Origin of the sequence: Thermus sp. (assembly GCF_040290245.1) — a bacterium.
In the GTDB taxonomy this organism is placed as follows: Bacteria; Deinococcota; Deinococci; order Deinococcales; family Thermaceae; genus Thermus_A.
The window spans coordinates 1-14,973 of sequence record NZ_PSMQ01000042.1; the positions used below are offsets into that span (position 1 = coordinate 1).

The 14,973-nt window shown below is 64.9% G+C and carries 17 protein-coding genes; 7 read left to right on the top strand and 10 right to left on the bottom strand.

Annotated elements, in window-relative coordinates; genetic code table 11:
* Window positions 1-803 (bottom strand): FAD-dependent oxidoreductase (locus C4301_RS06820; protein ID WP_352414350.1); only part of this gene is annotated, 803 nt, incomplete at its 3' end.
* Between the two features lie 24 nt (window positions 804-827).
* Between C4301_RS06820 and C4301_RS06825 the strand changes: the two genes are divergently transcribed.
* Genes C4301_RS06825 through C4301_RS06835 form a run of 3 tightly spaced genes read left to right on the top strand, consistent with a single transcriptional unit; the run spans window position 828 to window position 3,687 of the window.
* Window positions 828-1,601: a TerC family protein gene (locus C4301_RS06825; RefSeq protein ID WP_352414351.1), complete on the top strand. Its 774-nt coding sequence runs from the start codon at window positions 828-830 to the stop codon at window positions 1,599-1,601.
* A gap of 21 nt (window positions 1,602-1,622) precedes the next feature.
* Window positions 1,623-3,017, top strand: a complete 1,395-nt coding sequence (gene fumC, locus C4301_RS06830) for a class II fumarate hydratase (protein WP_352414352.1) — start codon at window positions 1,623-1,625, stop codon at window positions 3,015-3,017.
* A 55-nt stretch (window positions 3,018-3,072) separates the two neighbouring features.
* Window positions 3,073-3,687: a superoxide dismutase gene (locus C4301_RS06835; protein ID WP_352414353.1), complete on the top strand. Its 615-nt coding sequence runs from the start codon at window positions 3,073-3,075 to the stop codon at window positions 3,685-3,687.
* Between the two features lie 36 nt (window positions 3,688-3,723).
* Here C4301_RS06835 and mqnB read toward each other — a convergent pair whose 3' ends face one another.
* The 6 genes from mqnB to infC form a co-directional block, all read right to left on the bottom strand.
* A complete protein-coding gene (gene mqnB / locus C4301_RS06840; RefSeq protein WP_352414354.1) occupies window positions 3,724-4,380 on the bottom strand; it encodes a futalosine hydrolase in 657 nt (218 codons plus the stop codon).
* Between the two features lie 7 nt (window positions 4,381-4,387).
* Window positions 4,388-6,040: a glycerol-3-phosphate acyltransferase gene (locus C4301_RS06845; protein ID WP_352414355.1), complete on the bottom strand. Its 1,653-nt coding sequence runs from the start codon at window positions 6,038-6,040 to the stop codon at window positions 4,388-4,390.
* 8 nt (window positions 6,041-6,048) lie between these two features.
* Window positions 6,049-6,522, bottom strand: coding sequence for a COG2426 family protein (locus C4301_RS06850; protein ID WP_352414365.1), 474 nt, complete (start codon window positions 6,520-6,522; stop codon window positions 6,049-6,051).
* Between the two features lie 58 nt (window positions 6,523-6,580).
* Complete coding sequence (gene rplT, locus C4301_RS06855) at window positions 6,581-6,937, bottom strand: 50S ribosomal protein L20 (protein ID WP_352414356.1); 357 nt, start codon at window positions 6,935-6,937, stop codon at window positions 6,581-6,583.
* 3 nt (window positions 6,938-6,940) lie between these two features.
* Window positions 6,941-7,144, bottom strand: coding sequence for a 50S ribosomal protein L35 (gene rpmI, locus C4301_RS06860; protein ID WP_352414357.1), 204 nt, complete (start codon window positions 7,142-7,144; stop codon window positions 6,941-6,943).
* Window positions 7,145-7,212: 68 nt separating this feature from the next.
* A complete protein-coding gene (gene infC, locus C4301_RS06865; protein WP_352414366.1) occupies window positions 7,213-7,731 on the bottom strand; it encodes a translation initiation factor IF-3 in 519 nt (172 codons plus the stop codon).
* Window positions 7,732-7,819: 88 nt separating this feature from the next.
* Here infC and C4301_RS06870 point away from each other — a divergent pair, with 88 nt between their 5' ends.
* From C4301_RS06870 to C4301_RS06880, 3 genes are all read left to right on the top strand, one after another.
* Complete coding sequence (locus C4301_RS06870; RefSeq protein WP_352414358.1) at window positions 7,820-8,581, top strand: enoyl-CoA hydratase/isomerase family protein; 762 nt, start codon at window positions 7,820-7,822, stop codon at window positions 8,579-8,581.
* Window positions 8,582-8,610: 29 nt separating this feature from the next.
* On the top strand, window positions 8,611-10,251 hold the full coding sequence (locus C4301_RS06875; protein ID WP_352414359.1) for a glutamine--tRNA ligase/YqeY domain fusion protein: 1,641 nt from the start codon (window positions 8,611-8,613) through the stop codon (window positions 10,249-10,251).
* A gap of 284 nt (window positions 10,252-10,535) precedes the next feature.
* Window positions 10,536-11,204: a DUF58 domain-containing protein gene (locus tag C4301_RS06880; RefSeq protein WP_352414360.1), complete on the top strand. Its 669-nt coding sequence runs from the start codon at window positions 10,536-10,538 to the stop codon at window positions 11,202-11,204.
* On the opposite strand, the gene C4301_RS06885 is transcribed toward C4301_RS06880, so the two are convergent.
* Window positions 11,175-13,040, bottom strand: a complete 1,866-nt coding sequence (locus tag C4301_RS06885) for an aldehyde ferredoxin oxidoreductase family protein (RefSeq protein ID WP_352414361.1) — start codon at window positions 13,038-13,040, stop codon at window positions 11,175-11,177. The genes C4301_RS06880 and C4301_RS06885 overlap by 30 nt on opposite strands.
* 21 nt (window positions 13,041-13,061) lie before the next feature.
* On the opposite strand from C4301_RS06885, the gene tsaB reads away from it, so the two are divergent.
* On the top strand, window positions 13,062-13,589 hold the full coding sequence (tsaB, locus tag C4301_RS06890) for a tRNA (adenosine(37)-N6)-threonylcarbamoyltransferase complex dimerization subunit type 1 TsaB (RefSeq protein WP_352414362.1): 528 nt from the start codon (window positions 13,062-13,064) through the stop codon (window positions 13,587-13,589).
* Here tsaB and C4301_RS06895 read toward each other — a convergent pair.
* The gene (locus C4301_RS06895; protein ID WP_352414363.1) at window positions 13,524-14,198 is read right to left on the bottom strand and encodes a flavodoxin family protein; all 675 of its coding nucleotides are present in this window, start codon (window positions 14,196-14,198) and stop codon (window positions 13,524-13,526) included. The two genes, tsaB and C4301_RS06895, sit on opposite strands and share 66 nt — an antisense overlap.
* A gap of 46 nt (window positions 14,199-14,244) precedes the next feature.
* A partial coding sequence (locus tag C4301_RS06900; RefSeq protein WP_352414364.1) for a lipocalin-like domain-containing protein occupies window positions 14,245-14,973 on the bottom strand: 729 nt, incomplete at its 5' end.

Consider the following 14,973-nt stretch of genomic DNA (forward strand, 5'->3'; position numbering starts at 1 on the left):
TATGCCACCCCGGCTTGCCGCAGGAGCCCGTCTGTGGCCCGGTAGCCGATCTGGACCAGGACAAAGTCCACAAAAAGCCGTTCCTCTACTCCGTCCCTTTCCAGAAGGACCGCCTCCTCGCCGATGGCCAGGACGCGGGAACGCATCCGTACCTCGATGGCCCCTTCCTTCACCCGGTTTTCAAAATCGGGCAGGAGCCAGTACTTGACGCTGGGCCGCACCCACTCCCCCCGGTGGACCAAGGTCACCTGGGCCCCGGCGCGGAAGAGGTGCAAAGCGGCCTCCACCGCGGAGTTAGACCCCCCCACCACCACCACCTTCTGCCCGCAGAAGGGATGAGCCTCTTCCCAACGGTAAAAGACGTGGGGGAGGTCCTCCCCGGGCACCTCCAGGCGGTTGGGGGTATCGTAGTAGCCGGTGGCCACCACCACAAACCGCGCCTCGTAGACCCGTTCCCTGCCCCTTTTCCTCGCCAGGATCTGGAAGGCTCCCTCCTCCCCCTCGATGGCCAGGGCCTCGGTATAGGTCTCGATGGGCAGCTCCTCCGCCTCCGCCACCTTGCGGTAGTAGGTGAGGGCCTCCTGGCGGGTGGGCTTGGACCCCAGGGAGACCATCGGGTGGCCCCCGATTTCAATGTTCTTGCTCTCGGAAAAAAAGGCAATCTCCCGGGGGAACCGGTAGACGGTGTGGGCCACGCTTCCCTTGTCCAAAAGGAGGACGGAAAGCCCGCGCCTCTTGGCCTCTATCCCCGCCGCAAGCCCCACCGGGCCCGCCCCCACGATCAGGACATCCACCCGCCCCATACTCCTTAAGGTACACTCTTCCCCGTGGACTGGCTGACGAATCCCGAGGTCTGGACGGCCCTGCTCACCCTGACCTTCCTCGAGGTCATCCTGGGCGTGGACAACGTCATCTTCATCAGCATCCTGGCCAGCAAGCTCCCCAAGGAACTTCAGGACAAAGCCCGGATCACCGGGCTTTCCCTCGCCGCCTTGACGCGCATCCTCTTCCTCCTTTCCATCTCCCTCATCCTGGCCTTGAAGCACCCTCTCTTCACCCTGCTCGGCCACGAGGTGACGGGCAAGGACCTGGTCCTCCTGGCCGGGGGGCTTTTTCTCATCTACAAGGCGGTCAAGGAGATCCACGAGCGCCTCGAGGGACCAGGCCACGCCCCAAAAGCCCGGGCCACCCCAAGCTTTGGTGCGGTCATCGCTCAGGTGCTTCTTTTAGACATCGTATTTTCCATAGACTCCGTCATCACCGCGGTGGGGATGACCCAGTACGTGGGGGTGATGGTGGCGGCCATCCTGCTTTCCGTGGCCATCATGATCTATGCCTCCAAGGGCATCTACGGGTTCGTGAACCGTCACCCTACGGTGAAGATGCTCGCCCTGAGCTTCCTCCTCCTCATCGGCTTCACCCTGGTGGCGGAGGGCTCCGGGGTGCATATCCCCAAGGGGTACATCTATTTCGCCATGGGCTTTGCCGTCTTCGTGGAGTGGCTGAACCTCCGGGCCGGGCTGCGGGCCACGCCCGTCCACCTCAAGAACCCCTACCTGCTGGAAGTTGCTTCCCCGCCAGGGGAACACCGAGAGGAATAAACTGAGCGCTGGAGGTGGACCGTGGAGTACCGGATTGAACGGGACACGATGGGGGAGGTTAAGGTTCCCGCGGACAGGTACTGGGGGGCCCAGACCCAGCGCTCCCTGGAGAATTTCAGAATCGGCGGGGAGCGTTTCCGGATGCCCATCCAGGTCATCCGAGCCTATGGAATGCTCAAGAAGGCCGCGGCCCAAGCGAACCTCGAGCTGGGGGAGCTCCCCCTCGAGATCGCCCAGGCCATCATTCAGGCGGCGGAGGAGGTCATCCAGGGCAGGCTGGACGACCACTTCCCCCTGGTGGTCTTCCAGACGGGAAGCGGCACCCAGACCAACATGAACGTGAACGAGGTCATCGCCAACCGGGCCTCGGAGATCCTGGGAAAGCCTTTGGGAAGCAAGTATGTCCACCCCAATGACCACGTGAACCGGGGGCAGAGCTCCAACGACACCTTCCCCACGGCCATGTACGTGGCGGTGGCCCTGGAGCTCAACCGGGTGCTCTACAAGGCCGTGGAGGGGCTGATCGCCACCTTTGAGGAAAAGGCCCGGGCCTTTGACGGGATCGTCAAGGTGGGCCGGACCCATCTCATGGACGCGGTCCCCATCACCTTGGGGCAGGAGATCGGAAGCTGGGCCGCCCAGCTTAAGTACGCCCTTTCCGCCCTTCGGGAGATGGAAAAGGGCCTGTACAACCTGGCCATCGGGGGTACGGCGGTGGGCACCGGCCTGAACGCCCATCCCCGGTTTGGGGAACAGGTGGCCAGGTACCTCGCGGAGGAGACCGGCCTGCCCTTCAAAGTGGCGGAGAACCGCTTCGCCGCGCTGGCCGCCCATGACGAGCTCACCAATGTGATGGCGGCCGTCCGGACCCTGGCCGCGGCCCTCATGAAGATTGGAAACGATGTACGTTGGCTCGCCTCTGGGCCTTATGCGGGCATCGGGGAGATCCTCATCCCAGCCAACGAGCCTGGAAGCTCCATTATGCCGGGCAAGGTCAACCCCACCCAGGTGGAGGCCCTGACCATGGTGGCCGTCCGGGTCTATGGGAACGACCTCACGGTGAGCTTCGCAGATAGCCAGGGCAACTTCCAGCTCAACGTCTACAAGCCCGTGATGGCCCACGCGGCCCTGGAGGCCATAGACCTCCTGGCGGACGCGGTGAACTCCTTCAATGAACACCTGGCCGTGGGCATCGAACCCAACCTCGAGCGCATTGAGGAGCACCTGCAGAAAAACCCCATGCTGGCCACCGCTCTCAACAAGGCCATCGGGTACGACAAGGCGGCGGAGATCGTCAAAAAGGCGCTCAGCGAGAAGAAGACCCTGAAGCAGGCAGCTTTGGAGCTCGGCTACCTCAGCGAGGAGGAGTTCGACCGGATTGTGGTGCCCATGAAGCTGGCCAAGCCCCACGCGTGAACTGGCTCACACCCTGGGGCTTCCCACGGGATACACTGGAGTTTGGAGGTGTGTTATGCCGTATCCGTTCAAGCTGCCCGAACTTGGCTACCCTTACACGGCCCTCGAGCCCCACATCGACGCCCAGACTATGGAGATCCACCATCAGAAGCACCATGGGGCTTATGTGAACAACTTAAACGCCGCCTTGGAGAAGCACCCCTATCTTCACGGGGTAGAGGTGGAGGTGCTTTTGCGGCACCTGGCCGCGCTGCCCGCGGAGATCCAGACTGCGGTGCGCAACAACGGGGGTGGGCATCTGAACCACTCCCTCTTCTGGAAACTCCTCACTCCGGGCGGGGCCAAGGAGCCCGTAGGGGAGCTCAAAAAGGCCATCGAGGAGCAGTTTGGGGGCTTCCAGGCCCTCAAGGAGAAGCTCACCCAGGCGGCCATGGGCCGGTTTGGCTCCGGCTGGGCCTGGCTGGTCAAGGACCCCTTTGGGAAGCTCCACGTCCTCTCCACCCCCAACCAGGACAACCCCGTGATGGATGGCTTCTCCCCCATCGTGGGCATTGACGTCTGGGAGCACGCCTACTACCTGAAGTACCAGAACCGCCGGGCGGACTACCTCCAGGCGGTCTGGAACGTCCTGAACTGGGAGGTGGCGGAGGAGTTCTTCAAAAAGGCCTAAACGGGGATGAAGGCCAGGGGGGTTTAGCCCCCCTTTCTACCCCTTTTGCAAAAGGGAGAGGAGGGCGGCTTCCAGGGCCCCCAGGGCCTTTCCCACCCGCCAGGCCCGTTTATCCCGGATTCCGGCCAGGTTGGAGACCGCCCGGAGCTCCGCCCCCGGGACCCCCAAGGCGAGGCAGGCCCGGGCAAAGGCCGCCCCCTCCATGCTCTCCACCTGCCCTCCCCAGCGCTTGGAAAGAAGCCGGGCCTCCGTGGGGGTTTCCGAGATCCGGTCCCGGGTAAGGCCCACCACCACCTTCAACCCCCAGGTTCGGGCCAGGCCTTCCGTCAGGAAAGGATCCAGGGGGAAGCGGTTGTAATAGCGCACCCCTTCTTCCTCCCAGGCGGGAAACCCCAGGGGCTTTAGGCCCGCCTCGAGGCCCAGGTCCGCCTCCACCTCCTCCCCCACGAGCACGGCCTCCCCCAGGTCCAGGCCGCTTCCCTCGTAGGCCCCGGCGATGCCAAAGAGCAGGGCCCTTTCCACCGGGTTTTCTGCGGCCCAAAGGGCAAGGGTAAGGGCCGTGTTCACCTTGCCAACCCCGGTTTCCAGGTAAACAAAACCCTCTCCCCGAAGCCCCCTTCTCCCCAGAAAGGAAAAGGCTTCCCCCCTAAGGAAGGGGGCCTCGAGGGCCGTAGGGGAAAGGAGGAGCCACATCCTGCGGCTATTCCACCACCTTGAAGCCCAGGGCCTCGGCCCGCTCCACGAAGAACTGGATGTTCTCCGCCTTCACCTCGCCGCCCAGACTCTTTCGGTCAAAGGCCCCCTCGGCGGCCAGGATCATCGTCTCCGCGAGGCAGGCGGGAACCTGGTCAGGCCCGCCGAAGTGAAGGTCCAACGTGGAGCGGGCCTCTCCGGGAAGCCGCACCACCCCGCCCGGGATCACCCGCACCCCAGGCACCTCCCGAACGGAAGGGTGGACATCCGGGGGGACCCCCTCGTCATAGATCCAAGCCCCAGGCTTGACATGCTCGGGGTAGATGACGGGGTTGGGGTCGCTGGTGGCGGTAAAGACCAGGTCCGCCTCCCGGATGGCGGCGATCTCGGTGGTGACCAAAAGCTCAGGCGGCTGACCTTTCCGCTCCAGGTTTTTCCGGAGGCTCTCCGCCGCCCGGCTCAGGCGCTCCAGGTTCCGCCCGACCAGGATCAGCCTCCCCACCAAAGGGGCGATCTGCCGGGCGATGCCGAAGGCCACCACCCCGTTCGCCCCCACCACCGCCGCCGTGGCCTCCTTGAGCGGCCGGCCGCTGGCCGCAAAGTGGGCCAGGATGGACGGGATGGCGGCCTTCACGGTCCCCGCGGTGTAGGCCCCGCCGTTCGTCACCTCTATCCCTGGGACCGCCTCCTGCACCGCCTTCCCCTTATCCCCCACCACGCTCCAAAAGGCCCCCAGCCCCACCACCGTGGCCCCAAGCTCCTGGGCCAGCCTTGCCCCCTGGATGGCCCGCTGTAGGGCGAGATGAGGCTTGCCCACGATCTGGTGGGGAAGAAGGGGGGCCGAGAGGAGGTGGCAGAGGACCTCCCGTCCGTCCAGAGTCCTCACCCCCCGCACCTCCCCCACCTTCATGGGGCGGAAGCGCTCCGCCAGGCCCTCTATCCAGGAGAGTTTCAAAAGACCCCGGTCCACCAAGGGCTTAAAGGGGCGGAAACGGGGGCTCTGCCAGAAGTCCTCCACGGTAAGGGGGTGGATCAGGAAGGCACAGACCACCTGCCTTTCCGAAGGAAGGGGCAGGGGATCCCCAAGCCTGGGCTCCGTGCCCTCGAGGAGCCGCCCCAGGTTTTCCTTAAACCGCCATAGGGCCAGGAGGAAAAGCCCCCACCCTGCCCAGGCCGCCCCTGGAGGGTAAGGGCCGAGGGTCAGAAGGAGGGCCAAGCTTAAAGGCAAAGCCAAGGCCGCCAGGGCGTAGGAGCCCGTGAGGGCCAAGGCCGCCAGGGAGGCCACGAGGGGCAAGGCCCCGTGAACGTAGGGGATGGGCAAGGCAAACAACACCCCTAAGAGCACGGCGAACCCTTTCCCCCTCAAGGGCCAAGGCTCGCGGAAAAAGGGCAGGGGATAGAGGTGGCCCAGGTAGGCGAAGAGGCCGAACCAAAGGGCCTCCGCCCCAAAGCCCCGGCCCAGGAAGACCGGCCCAAACCCCTTGAGAAAATCCAGAACAAAAGCGGCCAGAAGCCAGCAGCCTACCTTCTTCCAGGCGGCCTCGAGGCCCAAAGCGTAGACCGAGGCCGACCGGGCATCCAGACCCCGGGCCTTGAAGAGCCATTGCCCCAGGGGCAGGGCCCCCAAAAGATAAGAAAGGAGCGCAAGAAAAACGCCCACGACCTCCCTCAGAGCTTCTTTAGACCCGCCGCCACCCCCGCGCTCGCTAGGCCCACCAAAACCCCAGCCGCCCCTACCCCCAAAAGGATGGCGGGAAGGGCGTACCGCTTTTTAATCCCCAAAACCACCGCAAGAACGCTTCCGCTCCAGGCCCCCGTTCCGGGCAGGGGGACGGCCACGAAGAGGAAGAGCCCCAGGGCCCCCAGCTTTTGGACCTGCCCCTCGCCTTTAAGCCGAACCCGCCTTTCCAGGACCTCCCAGCCTCGGCGGAAAAGGCCCCAGCCGGATAAGCGTTCCACCGCCCAGGGCAAAAGCCAAAGGAGGAGGAAGACGACCAGCAGGTTGCCCAAGGTGGCCCAGAAAACGGCCTCCAAGGGAGAAAGCCCTAGGGCAATCCCCAAGGGGACCCCGCCCCGAAGCTCCCCCACCGGGGCCATGGAGACAAGGGCCACCCAAAGGCCGGTCAGGTGCTTGCCGGTCATGTACCTAGACAAATGGCCCCACACCGAACCCTCGGGTGGGGCCGTTTGCGCCTCATCCTCAGGCCGTAGCCGCCCTGGCCTTCTCCACCAGGGCCTGGAAGGCCTCGGGGTTGCGCACCGCGAGATCGGCCAGGACCTTCCGGTCCAAGGCAATGCCCGCCCTCTTAAGCCCGTTCATGAAGGTGGAGTAGTTCATCCCGTGCTGGCGGGCGGCGGCGTTGATGCGGACGATCCAGAGGCGGCGGAAGTCCCGCTTCTTGCGCTTGCGGTCGTTGTAGGAGTGAATGGCCGCGCTGAAAAGGGTCTCCTTGGCCTTGCGCACGCTTTTGGAGCGCAGGCCCCAGTACCCCTTGGCCATCTTGAGGATCTTCTTGTGCTTGCGGCGGCGGACAACCCCGGTCTTGGCGCGCGGCATCCCCTACCTCCCCTCGTAGGGCATAAGCGCCCGGATGCGCCGGGCCTCCGGTTCGGCCAGGGTGAACTTCCTTCCCTTCTGCCGGATGGTCTTGCCCGACTTATGCCAGTTCAGGTGCCGCTTGCCCGTCTTCATGGCCACCACTTTGCCAGAGGCGGTGATCTTGACCCGCTTCTTGGCGCCCTTATGGGTCTTCATCTTCGGCATGTCTCCTCCCCTTGGGAAGCGCCCCCGAGGGGGTCTTTGCTGCTCCCCAAGCTCCAAAAAGTATAGCACTAGCCCACAGGTTTTGCCACCGGGGCCAGAAGCATGTTCATGTCCCGCCCCAGGATCTCGGGCCTCATCTCCACCACCGCCAAGCTTTTAAGGTCCTCCGCCACGCGGTTTAGGATCCTCTCCCCCAGCTCGGGGTGGCTCATCTCCCGGCCACGGAACATGATGGTGACCTTGACCTTGTGCCCTTCCTCGAGGAAGCGCTTGATATGAGAGAGCTTGGTCTGATAATCGTGCTCGTCGATTTTGACCCGGAACTTAATCGACTTGACCTCGGTTCTTTTGGCTTTCTTACGAGCCTCCTTCTCGGCCAGCTGCTGCTCATAGCGGAACTTCCCGTAGTCCATCAGCTTGGCCACGGGCGGGTCCGCAGCAGGGCCCACCAAGACCAGGTCCAGCTCCTTCTCCTCCGCCAGACGCAAGGCCTCCTGGGTATCCATAATTCCGATCTGCTCCCCGTCAGGGCCGATCACCCTCACCTTGGGCATCCGGATTTGCTCGTTGATTCTGTATTCCTTGATCCGACACCACCTCCTTCGCCCTTAAGGCTAAGGGCAGTTTAGGGCAAACCGGAGGGAAAGCGCAAGGGCGGTCTGTAGAATAAAGGGGATGGTACGGAAAGAAGCGGGCCGGATATACCGCATCATCCTAGCGGATCCCGCGCGGCGAAACCCCCTCTCCCCAGCCATGGTGGAAGGGATCCTCGAGGCCTTGGAGGAGGCGGAAACCGCCCCCGAGGTCCGGGTGGTGGTCCTCTGGGGGGAAGGCCCCGCCTTTAGCGCGGGGGCGGATCTGGAGTTCTTAGGGAAAGTCACGGAGATGGGGGCGGAGGAGAACTACCGCCACTCCCTGAGCCTCATGCGCCTTTTCCACCGCCTTTACACCTTTCCCAAGCCCACCCTCGCCGCGGTCAACGGGCCAGCGGTGGCAGGGGGGGCGGGGCTGGTCTTGGCCACAGACCTGGCGGTGATGGAGCCCACGGCAAGGATCGGCTTCACCGAGGTCAGGATTGGCTTTGTGGCCGCCTTGGTATCGGTGCTCCTCCTCAGGAGCGTGGGCGAAAAGGCCGCCAAGGACCTCCTCCTTACGGGTAGGCTCGTGGAGGCCCAGGAGGCCAAGGCCCTAGGCCTGGTCAACCGGATCTCCGCACCGGGCAAAGCCCTGGAGGAGGCCCTTGCCCTGGCGGAAGAGGTGGCCCAAAACGCTCCCACCTCCTTGCGCCTGACCAAGGAACTTTTGATTGCCCTTCCGGGAATGGGCCTCGAGGACGGCCTCCGCCTGGCCGCGTTGGCCAACGCCTGGGTGCGGGAGACGGGGGAGTTGAAGGAGGGCATCCAGGCCTTCTTTGAAAAGCGTCCACCGAACTTCTAAAGGCTAACCCAAGGGCTTAAGATGAGCTCATGGAGCGGCATATACCCCCGAACTTCATCACCGAGATCATCGATCGGGACCTGGCCGAGGGGAAGTACCCAAAGGTGCGCACCCGCTTTCCCCCTGAGCCCAATGGGTACCTGCACATCGGCCACGCGCGGAGCATCGTCTTAAACTTCGGCCTAGCCTTGGACTACAAGGGGGAGTGCAACCTTCGCTTGGACGACACCAACCCCGAGACGGAGAAGGAGGAGTACGCCCGGGCCATCGAGGAGGACGTCCGCTGGCTCGGGTACGAGCCCGACCGGGTCCTTTACGCCTCGGATTATTTTGAAACGATGTACGCGTGCGCCCTCCAGCTCATCCGGGAGGGAAAGGCCTATGTGGACGACCTCCCGGAGGAGGAGATGAGCCGGCTTAGGGCTGAGGGGAAGCCCAGCCCCTACCGAAACCGGGGCGTGGAGGAAAACCTCGAGCTCTTCCAAAGGATGCGTCAGGGAGAGTTCCCCACGGGAAGCCGGGTTCTTCGGGCCAGGATCGACCCCGCCCATCCCAACTTCAAGCTCCGGGACCCCGTGCTTTACCGGGTGGTCCACGCCCGGCACTACCACGCGGGGGAGTGGAAGGTCTACCCCCTGTACGACTACGCCCACCCCCTGGAGGACCTCATCGAGGGCATCAGCCACTCCCTTTGCACCTTGGAGTTCGAGAACAACCGGGCGATTTACGACTGGGTCATTGAAAACCTCAAGGGGAAGTGCGGTCTCCCCGAGGAGCCCAGGCCCCACCAGTACGAGTTCGCCCGCCTCGAGCTGGACTACACCGTGCTCTCCAAACGCAAACTCATCCAGCTGGTGGAAGGGGGGTATGTCCAAGGCTGGGACGATCCCCGGCTCCCCACCCTACGGGGCCTAAGGCGGCGAGGGGTGCGGCCTGAGGCCATCCGGGAGTTCGTGCGAAGGGTCGGGATCAGCCGAAACGAAGGGGTGGTGGAGACCGCCCTCTTAGAGGAGGTGATCCGGGACGACCTCAACCCCGTCGCTCCCAGGGTCCTGGGGGTCCTGGACCCCTTAAAGGTCCTCCTCGTCAACTACGAGGGGGAGGAGTGGATCCAGGCCCCCTACTGGCCCTGGGACATCCCTAAGGAGGGTGCACGGCCCCTTCCCTTCTCCAAGGAACTCTACATCGAGCGTGCCGACTTCAGCCTCACCCCCCCCAAGGGTTGGAAACGCCTCGCCCCCGGCCAGAGGGTGCGCCTCAGGCACGCCTATGTAATGGAGCTCGAGGAGGTGGTGGAGGAAGGGGGGAAGGTGGTGGCCCTCAAGTGCCGCGTCCTCCCCGAGACCCTGGGGCAGAACCCCAAGGACGGGGCCAGGCCCAAGGGGGTCATCCACTGGGTCTCCGCGCGCCACGCCTTAAGTGCGGAGTTTAGGCTGTACAACAGGCTCTTCCTCACCAAGGACCCCGAGGAGGGTGGGGAGTTTATCAAGAACCTCAACCCCCAGGCCCTGGTGGTGAAGCGGGGCCTGATAGAGCCCTCCGTGGCCCAGGACCCTCCGGACACCCGGTACCAGCTGGAACGCCTGGGCTACTTCTGGCAAGACCCTGTGGAGAGCCGTCCGGACCGGCTGGTTTTCAATCGCATCGTCCCCCTTAAAGAAGGTTTCTGAGCGTTGTACACTGGGATTGTGGGAGTTAACCAGCCCGGCGCGCAGCCTCGAGCCTTCCACCCAAACGGGGGGCTCCGGGAGGACTTCCTGGGCCACCCTGTCCTTGGGAACGGGAAAGGCGGCTGGTTTGAAGCCACTTCCCGGACCCCAGGGGAAAGGCCCCCCCGATTCGTAGATGGCGTGGGAAACCAGGGGCAAAACCCGCTTTTCATATGGGCCGACTCGGTGCGCGGCGGCCGCGGGCCGATGGACCTGACCCGAACGCCCCCCTGCAGCCAGCGGCCATGAGGTACCGGATCGCCCTCCGGCCCACCCTTCCCTATCCGGGGGAGCGGGAGAGGAAAAGGCCTGGCCTGGGAGGGGAGTTTTACGAGCTCAGGGGCTATGCCCCGGGGGACGAGCTGAGGCGGGTGTACTGGCGGGCCTACGCCCGGACAGGACGGCTGTACACCCGGGTGGAAACCCCTTTGGAGCGGGTCCGGTTCACGATCTTCCTGGACTCGAGCCCCAGCATGGACCTCTGGGGAAAGCGGGCCTACGCGGAGGAGGTGGCGGGCCTTCTCTTGGAAATCGCCCGGTTTGAGGACAAAAAAGCCCGCCTCCTTCGGGGCCTACCCCAGGAGGCCCCAAAAGGGCGGGGCCTGGTCCTCCTCACGGACGGGCTGGACCCCCTCCCCTGGCCCCGGCTGTTGCCGCGCCACTCGGCCGTGGTCCAAATCCTCGCCCCGGAGGAACTGGACCCCCCCAAGGGCGCTGCTCTCCTTCAGGACGTGGAGACCCAGGAGCGGCTAAGGGTGGACGACGAGGCCCGCACCGCCTACCTCGAGGCCCTGGCCGAGCATTTGGCCAACCTTTCCCTCCTGGCCCGGCTTCGGGGCCGGTACGCCCTCCTAAGAGTGGGGGAGGCCCCGCTCAAGGCCCTCCTACGCCAGGGCGTCCTGGAACTCTTCTAGGCCCACCTCCTTAAGCCGCTCTAGCCGGGGAACCCCCTTCTCCCAGCCCATGAGTTCGTAGTAAGCGGAAAGGGCCTGCCGGAAGGCCTCTTGATCCAGGAAAGCCTCCGGGCTCCCCTTGCGGAAGGGCTTGAAAAAGCGCTCGGGAAGCCGGTCTTCCTCCGGAGGGATCCCCTCCCGCAGGTTGAAGAGTCGGGTGATCTGAAGGGTCCTTTCCCCGATCTCCTGAATGTCCTTAGGGGTAAGCCGGAAGCCGGTGGCGGCATAGACCGCCTCCAGCCACTCCTGGACCTTCCAGGGGACGAAGTCGCACATGACCAGGCTGTTGACAAACCCCCGCTCCTTGGTCTTGGCGGCGAGCATCCGCATCTTGTCCCGGGAGAGGTCGTGGATGGGAAGAGCGGGGAAGTCCCCGTAGAGGCGAAGCTCCTTCAGGGCCTCCGAACCCTCCTTGGCGAAGGCGGTGTCGTGCAGGTTGTGGTTGTGGTCCGCCCCCGTGGGGCTTACCGCGTACCCCACCCCCAGGGCCCGCTTGTACCGGGGGTCGTGCATAGGCACCTCCTGGCCCTTAACCTGCATGGCCAGCTCCGGATGGCCGATCTTCTCCGCCATCCGCCTCGAGCCCAAGGCGAGAAGCTCCCCCAGGGGGCCCTCCCGCCGGGCCATGAGCTCGAGGGCCCGGATCAGAGCATCCCCACTCCCAAAGCGGAGGCCGATCCCTCCGTCATCCAGATACCCCTTCTCCACCGCCTCCATGGCCATGGCGATCGTCACGCCCGCCCCGATGACGTCCAGGCCCAGCTGGTTGCACAGGGTGTTGGCCTTGGTCACCGCGTAGGGGTCGGTCACCCCGCAGGAGCTTCCCAAGGCCCCTAGGCCCTCATACTCGGGTCCGCCGTACTCGGGCCGGACATCGTACTTCCCCGTACCCTCGATCCGGACCACCTGCTTGCACCGGATGACGCAGGCGTAACAGGTGTCCCGGCCGATGCGGATGCCCGTGGCATCCAGGTTGGTCCCATCCAGGGCTTCCGCCCCTTCCAAGACACCGTCCAAGAAGTTTTGGCTGGGCAAGACCCCCCGGAGGTTGAAGGGCTTGACCGCCCCCACCGTACCCATGGTCACCAGTCCCGCCGCCCGGTCCATCCGCTCCTGGGCCATCCGCCGGGCGAGGGTCCTGAGGAGCTGAGGGTCGTGGTAGGGGGGCATGGTCTCCTTCTTGGCCCGGGCGGAGACCGCCTTGAGCCGCTTGGCCCCCATCACCGCCCCCAGGCCGCCCCGGCCCGCGAAGTGGGCAAGGTCGTGGATGACGTTGGCCAAAAGGACCTGGTTCTCCCCCGCCAGGCCGATCTGGGCCACCCGGGTGGAAGCCCCGTGGGAGGCCTTGATCCGGGCCTCCACCTCCAAGGGGTCCTGGCCCCAGAGGTGGAGGGCGGGGAGGATCCGGACCTCTCCATCCTCTACGTGCAGATACACGGGTTCCTCGGCGCGGCCCATCACCACCAGGGCATCCAGGCCCGCATTCTTCATCTCCGCCCCGAAGAATCCGCCCGCCTCTGCCTCCCCGTAGGCACCGGTGAGGGGGCTTTTGGCCGCCACCGTGTTCCGCCCCGAGCCGGAGATGGGGCTGCCTGTCAGGACCCCTGGGGCGAAGATGAGGAGGTTTTCCGGCCCTAAAGGGTCAGCCCCCCGGGGCAGGCGCTTCAAAAGCAGGTAGGCCGCGAAGGCCCGCCCCCCTAGGTACGCCCTCCAAAAAGCCTCGCCGTAGGCCTCGTACCAGACCCGTCCCGAGGACAGGTCCACGAACGCCACCCGATCGTGATACCCCTTGGGCATAAGGCGAGTATACTCCCTGGTGTGTGGGTCCTGGGCCTAGACACGGCCACGCCCCACCTGACCCTGGGCCTTTGGGACGGCCAAAGGGGGGTGGAACGGGTAATGAAGGTGGAAAAGGGGCATGAAAAGATGCTTTTTCCTGCCCTGGAGGGCCTTTTGGCCGAGGCGGGTGTGCGCAAAGAGGAGATCGGCCTCATCGCCGTGGGCCTGGGCCCCGGCTCCTACACTGGGCTTCGCATGGCCATCGCCGCGGGGGAGGGGCTTGGCCTAGGCCTTTCGGCCCGGGTGGTGGGGGTGAGCTCCCTCTTGGCCGCGGCCTGGCCCCACCTTAAGCCTGAACCCCTCACCGTGGCGTTTCGACTGCGCAACGGCCTCTTTTACACGGCCACTTACCAGAAGGAGGGAAAGGAGGTGCGGGTTTTGAAGCCGGAGAGGAAGGTCCAGCTCCTCCCCCCGGGCCCTCTCCTTCTGGACCCCCCACCCTCAGGCCTCGCCTTGGCCCAACTGGGCCTCGAGCGGGGCGGCCCTGTGGAGCCCGTCTACCTGTAAGGGGGGGGCAGGGGCTTTGAACTCCGCCCCCTTAAGCCTCTCGGCCATCTCCACCAGGTTCCACCCCGCCCGCTTTGCATCGGGGATGGCCTCCGGGTCGTCCGCCAGGGTCTTCCGGCCCCGGCGGTGGGTATAGACCAGGCCCATGGGGGCGAGGACGAACCCCATGTAGCTCAGGGGAAGGAGCATCTGGGAAAGGGCCTGGGCGGCTCCATCCTCCTCGGCCACCGCCACCAGGGCCATGGGCTTCCCCAGGTTCCAGATCCCCTGGTTTTCCAAAGAAGTCATCCGCTCCAAAAGGGCCTTCATCCGGGCCGAGAGGCTGAACCAGTAGACCGGGGTGGCGAAGACCACCGCGTCCGCCCAGGAAAGCCTTTCCGCGATGTGGCCAAACCCGTCCCACGGCCCTTGGAGGCAGACCTCCGGGCCGCAGAGGCCGGGGTCGTGGGAGTAGTTCCCCGCACAAAAGGGAAATGGGTGCCGGACCAGATCCAGCCGTTCCGTTAAGGCCCCCTTTTCCGCCGCCGCTTTTAAAACCTCATCCAGAAGCTCCGCCGTCCAGCCGTCGGTGCGCGAGGAAGCGTTCACGCCGAGAACGCGTAAACCCATACCTATCACCCATCCACTAAACCTCTTTTAGTATATCAAGCTTAGCCTAAGGCCGCCAAGACCCCGCCACAAACTCCCCCATCCCCTGGGCCAAAACGGGCTGTCCCTCCAGGCTTCCCTCCCCCAAAACCGGCCCCTCCCAGTAGGCCACCCGGGTGGTGCGGGAGAGGATCTCCCCTTCTAAAAACCGGGGTCGAAGGGTTAGACGAAGCCCCGGCCCCTCCAGAAGCCAAAAAAGGGTGTACCTGCGTCCGGAGGGGGAGGTCCAGTCCCCTAGGGGCTCGAGCCGGACAGGAAAAGGCCTGGCCACCCGGTCCACCAGGCTTCCCAGAACCTGGACCACCTGGCCTTGGGCGTCCTTCACCCGGTAGACCATGAGCTCCTGGCCCGTGGAAAGGTGGAGGCCGAACCAGTCCCAGGTGGCCTGGAGGCCGGGAAGCTGATCCCCCCACTGGTGGTCCAGCCAGGCCTCTCCATACGCCTTTTCTCCTCTGACCTGGCCCTGGGCCAGGACGCGGGTATAGGACTGGTAGTACATCCGGCCGGTCCTTTCCGTACCCGAGTAGCCCGGAGGGTGGACCACCGGCGGCTTCAAAGGGTAAAGGTCCAAGTCCAAAAGCCCCGCCTGGAGCCGGAAGGTGGGGACCCGAGGGTCGCCTTCCGGGGCAAAGGCTGCGAAGAAACGAAAGCCCGCGAGCTCCAGGCTTGGCCCCGGGTCGAGACGGCCCTCCCCTTGGGGGAAGTCCGAGGCCTCGAGGAAGGTCCGTTCCCCTGT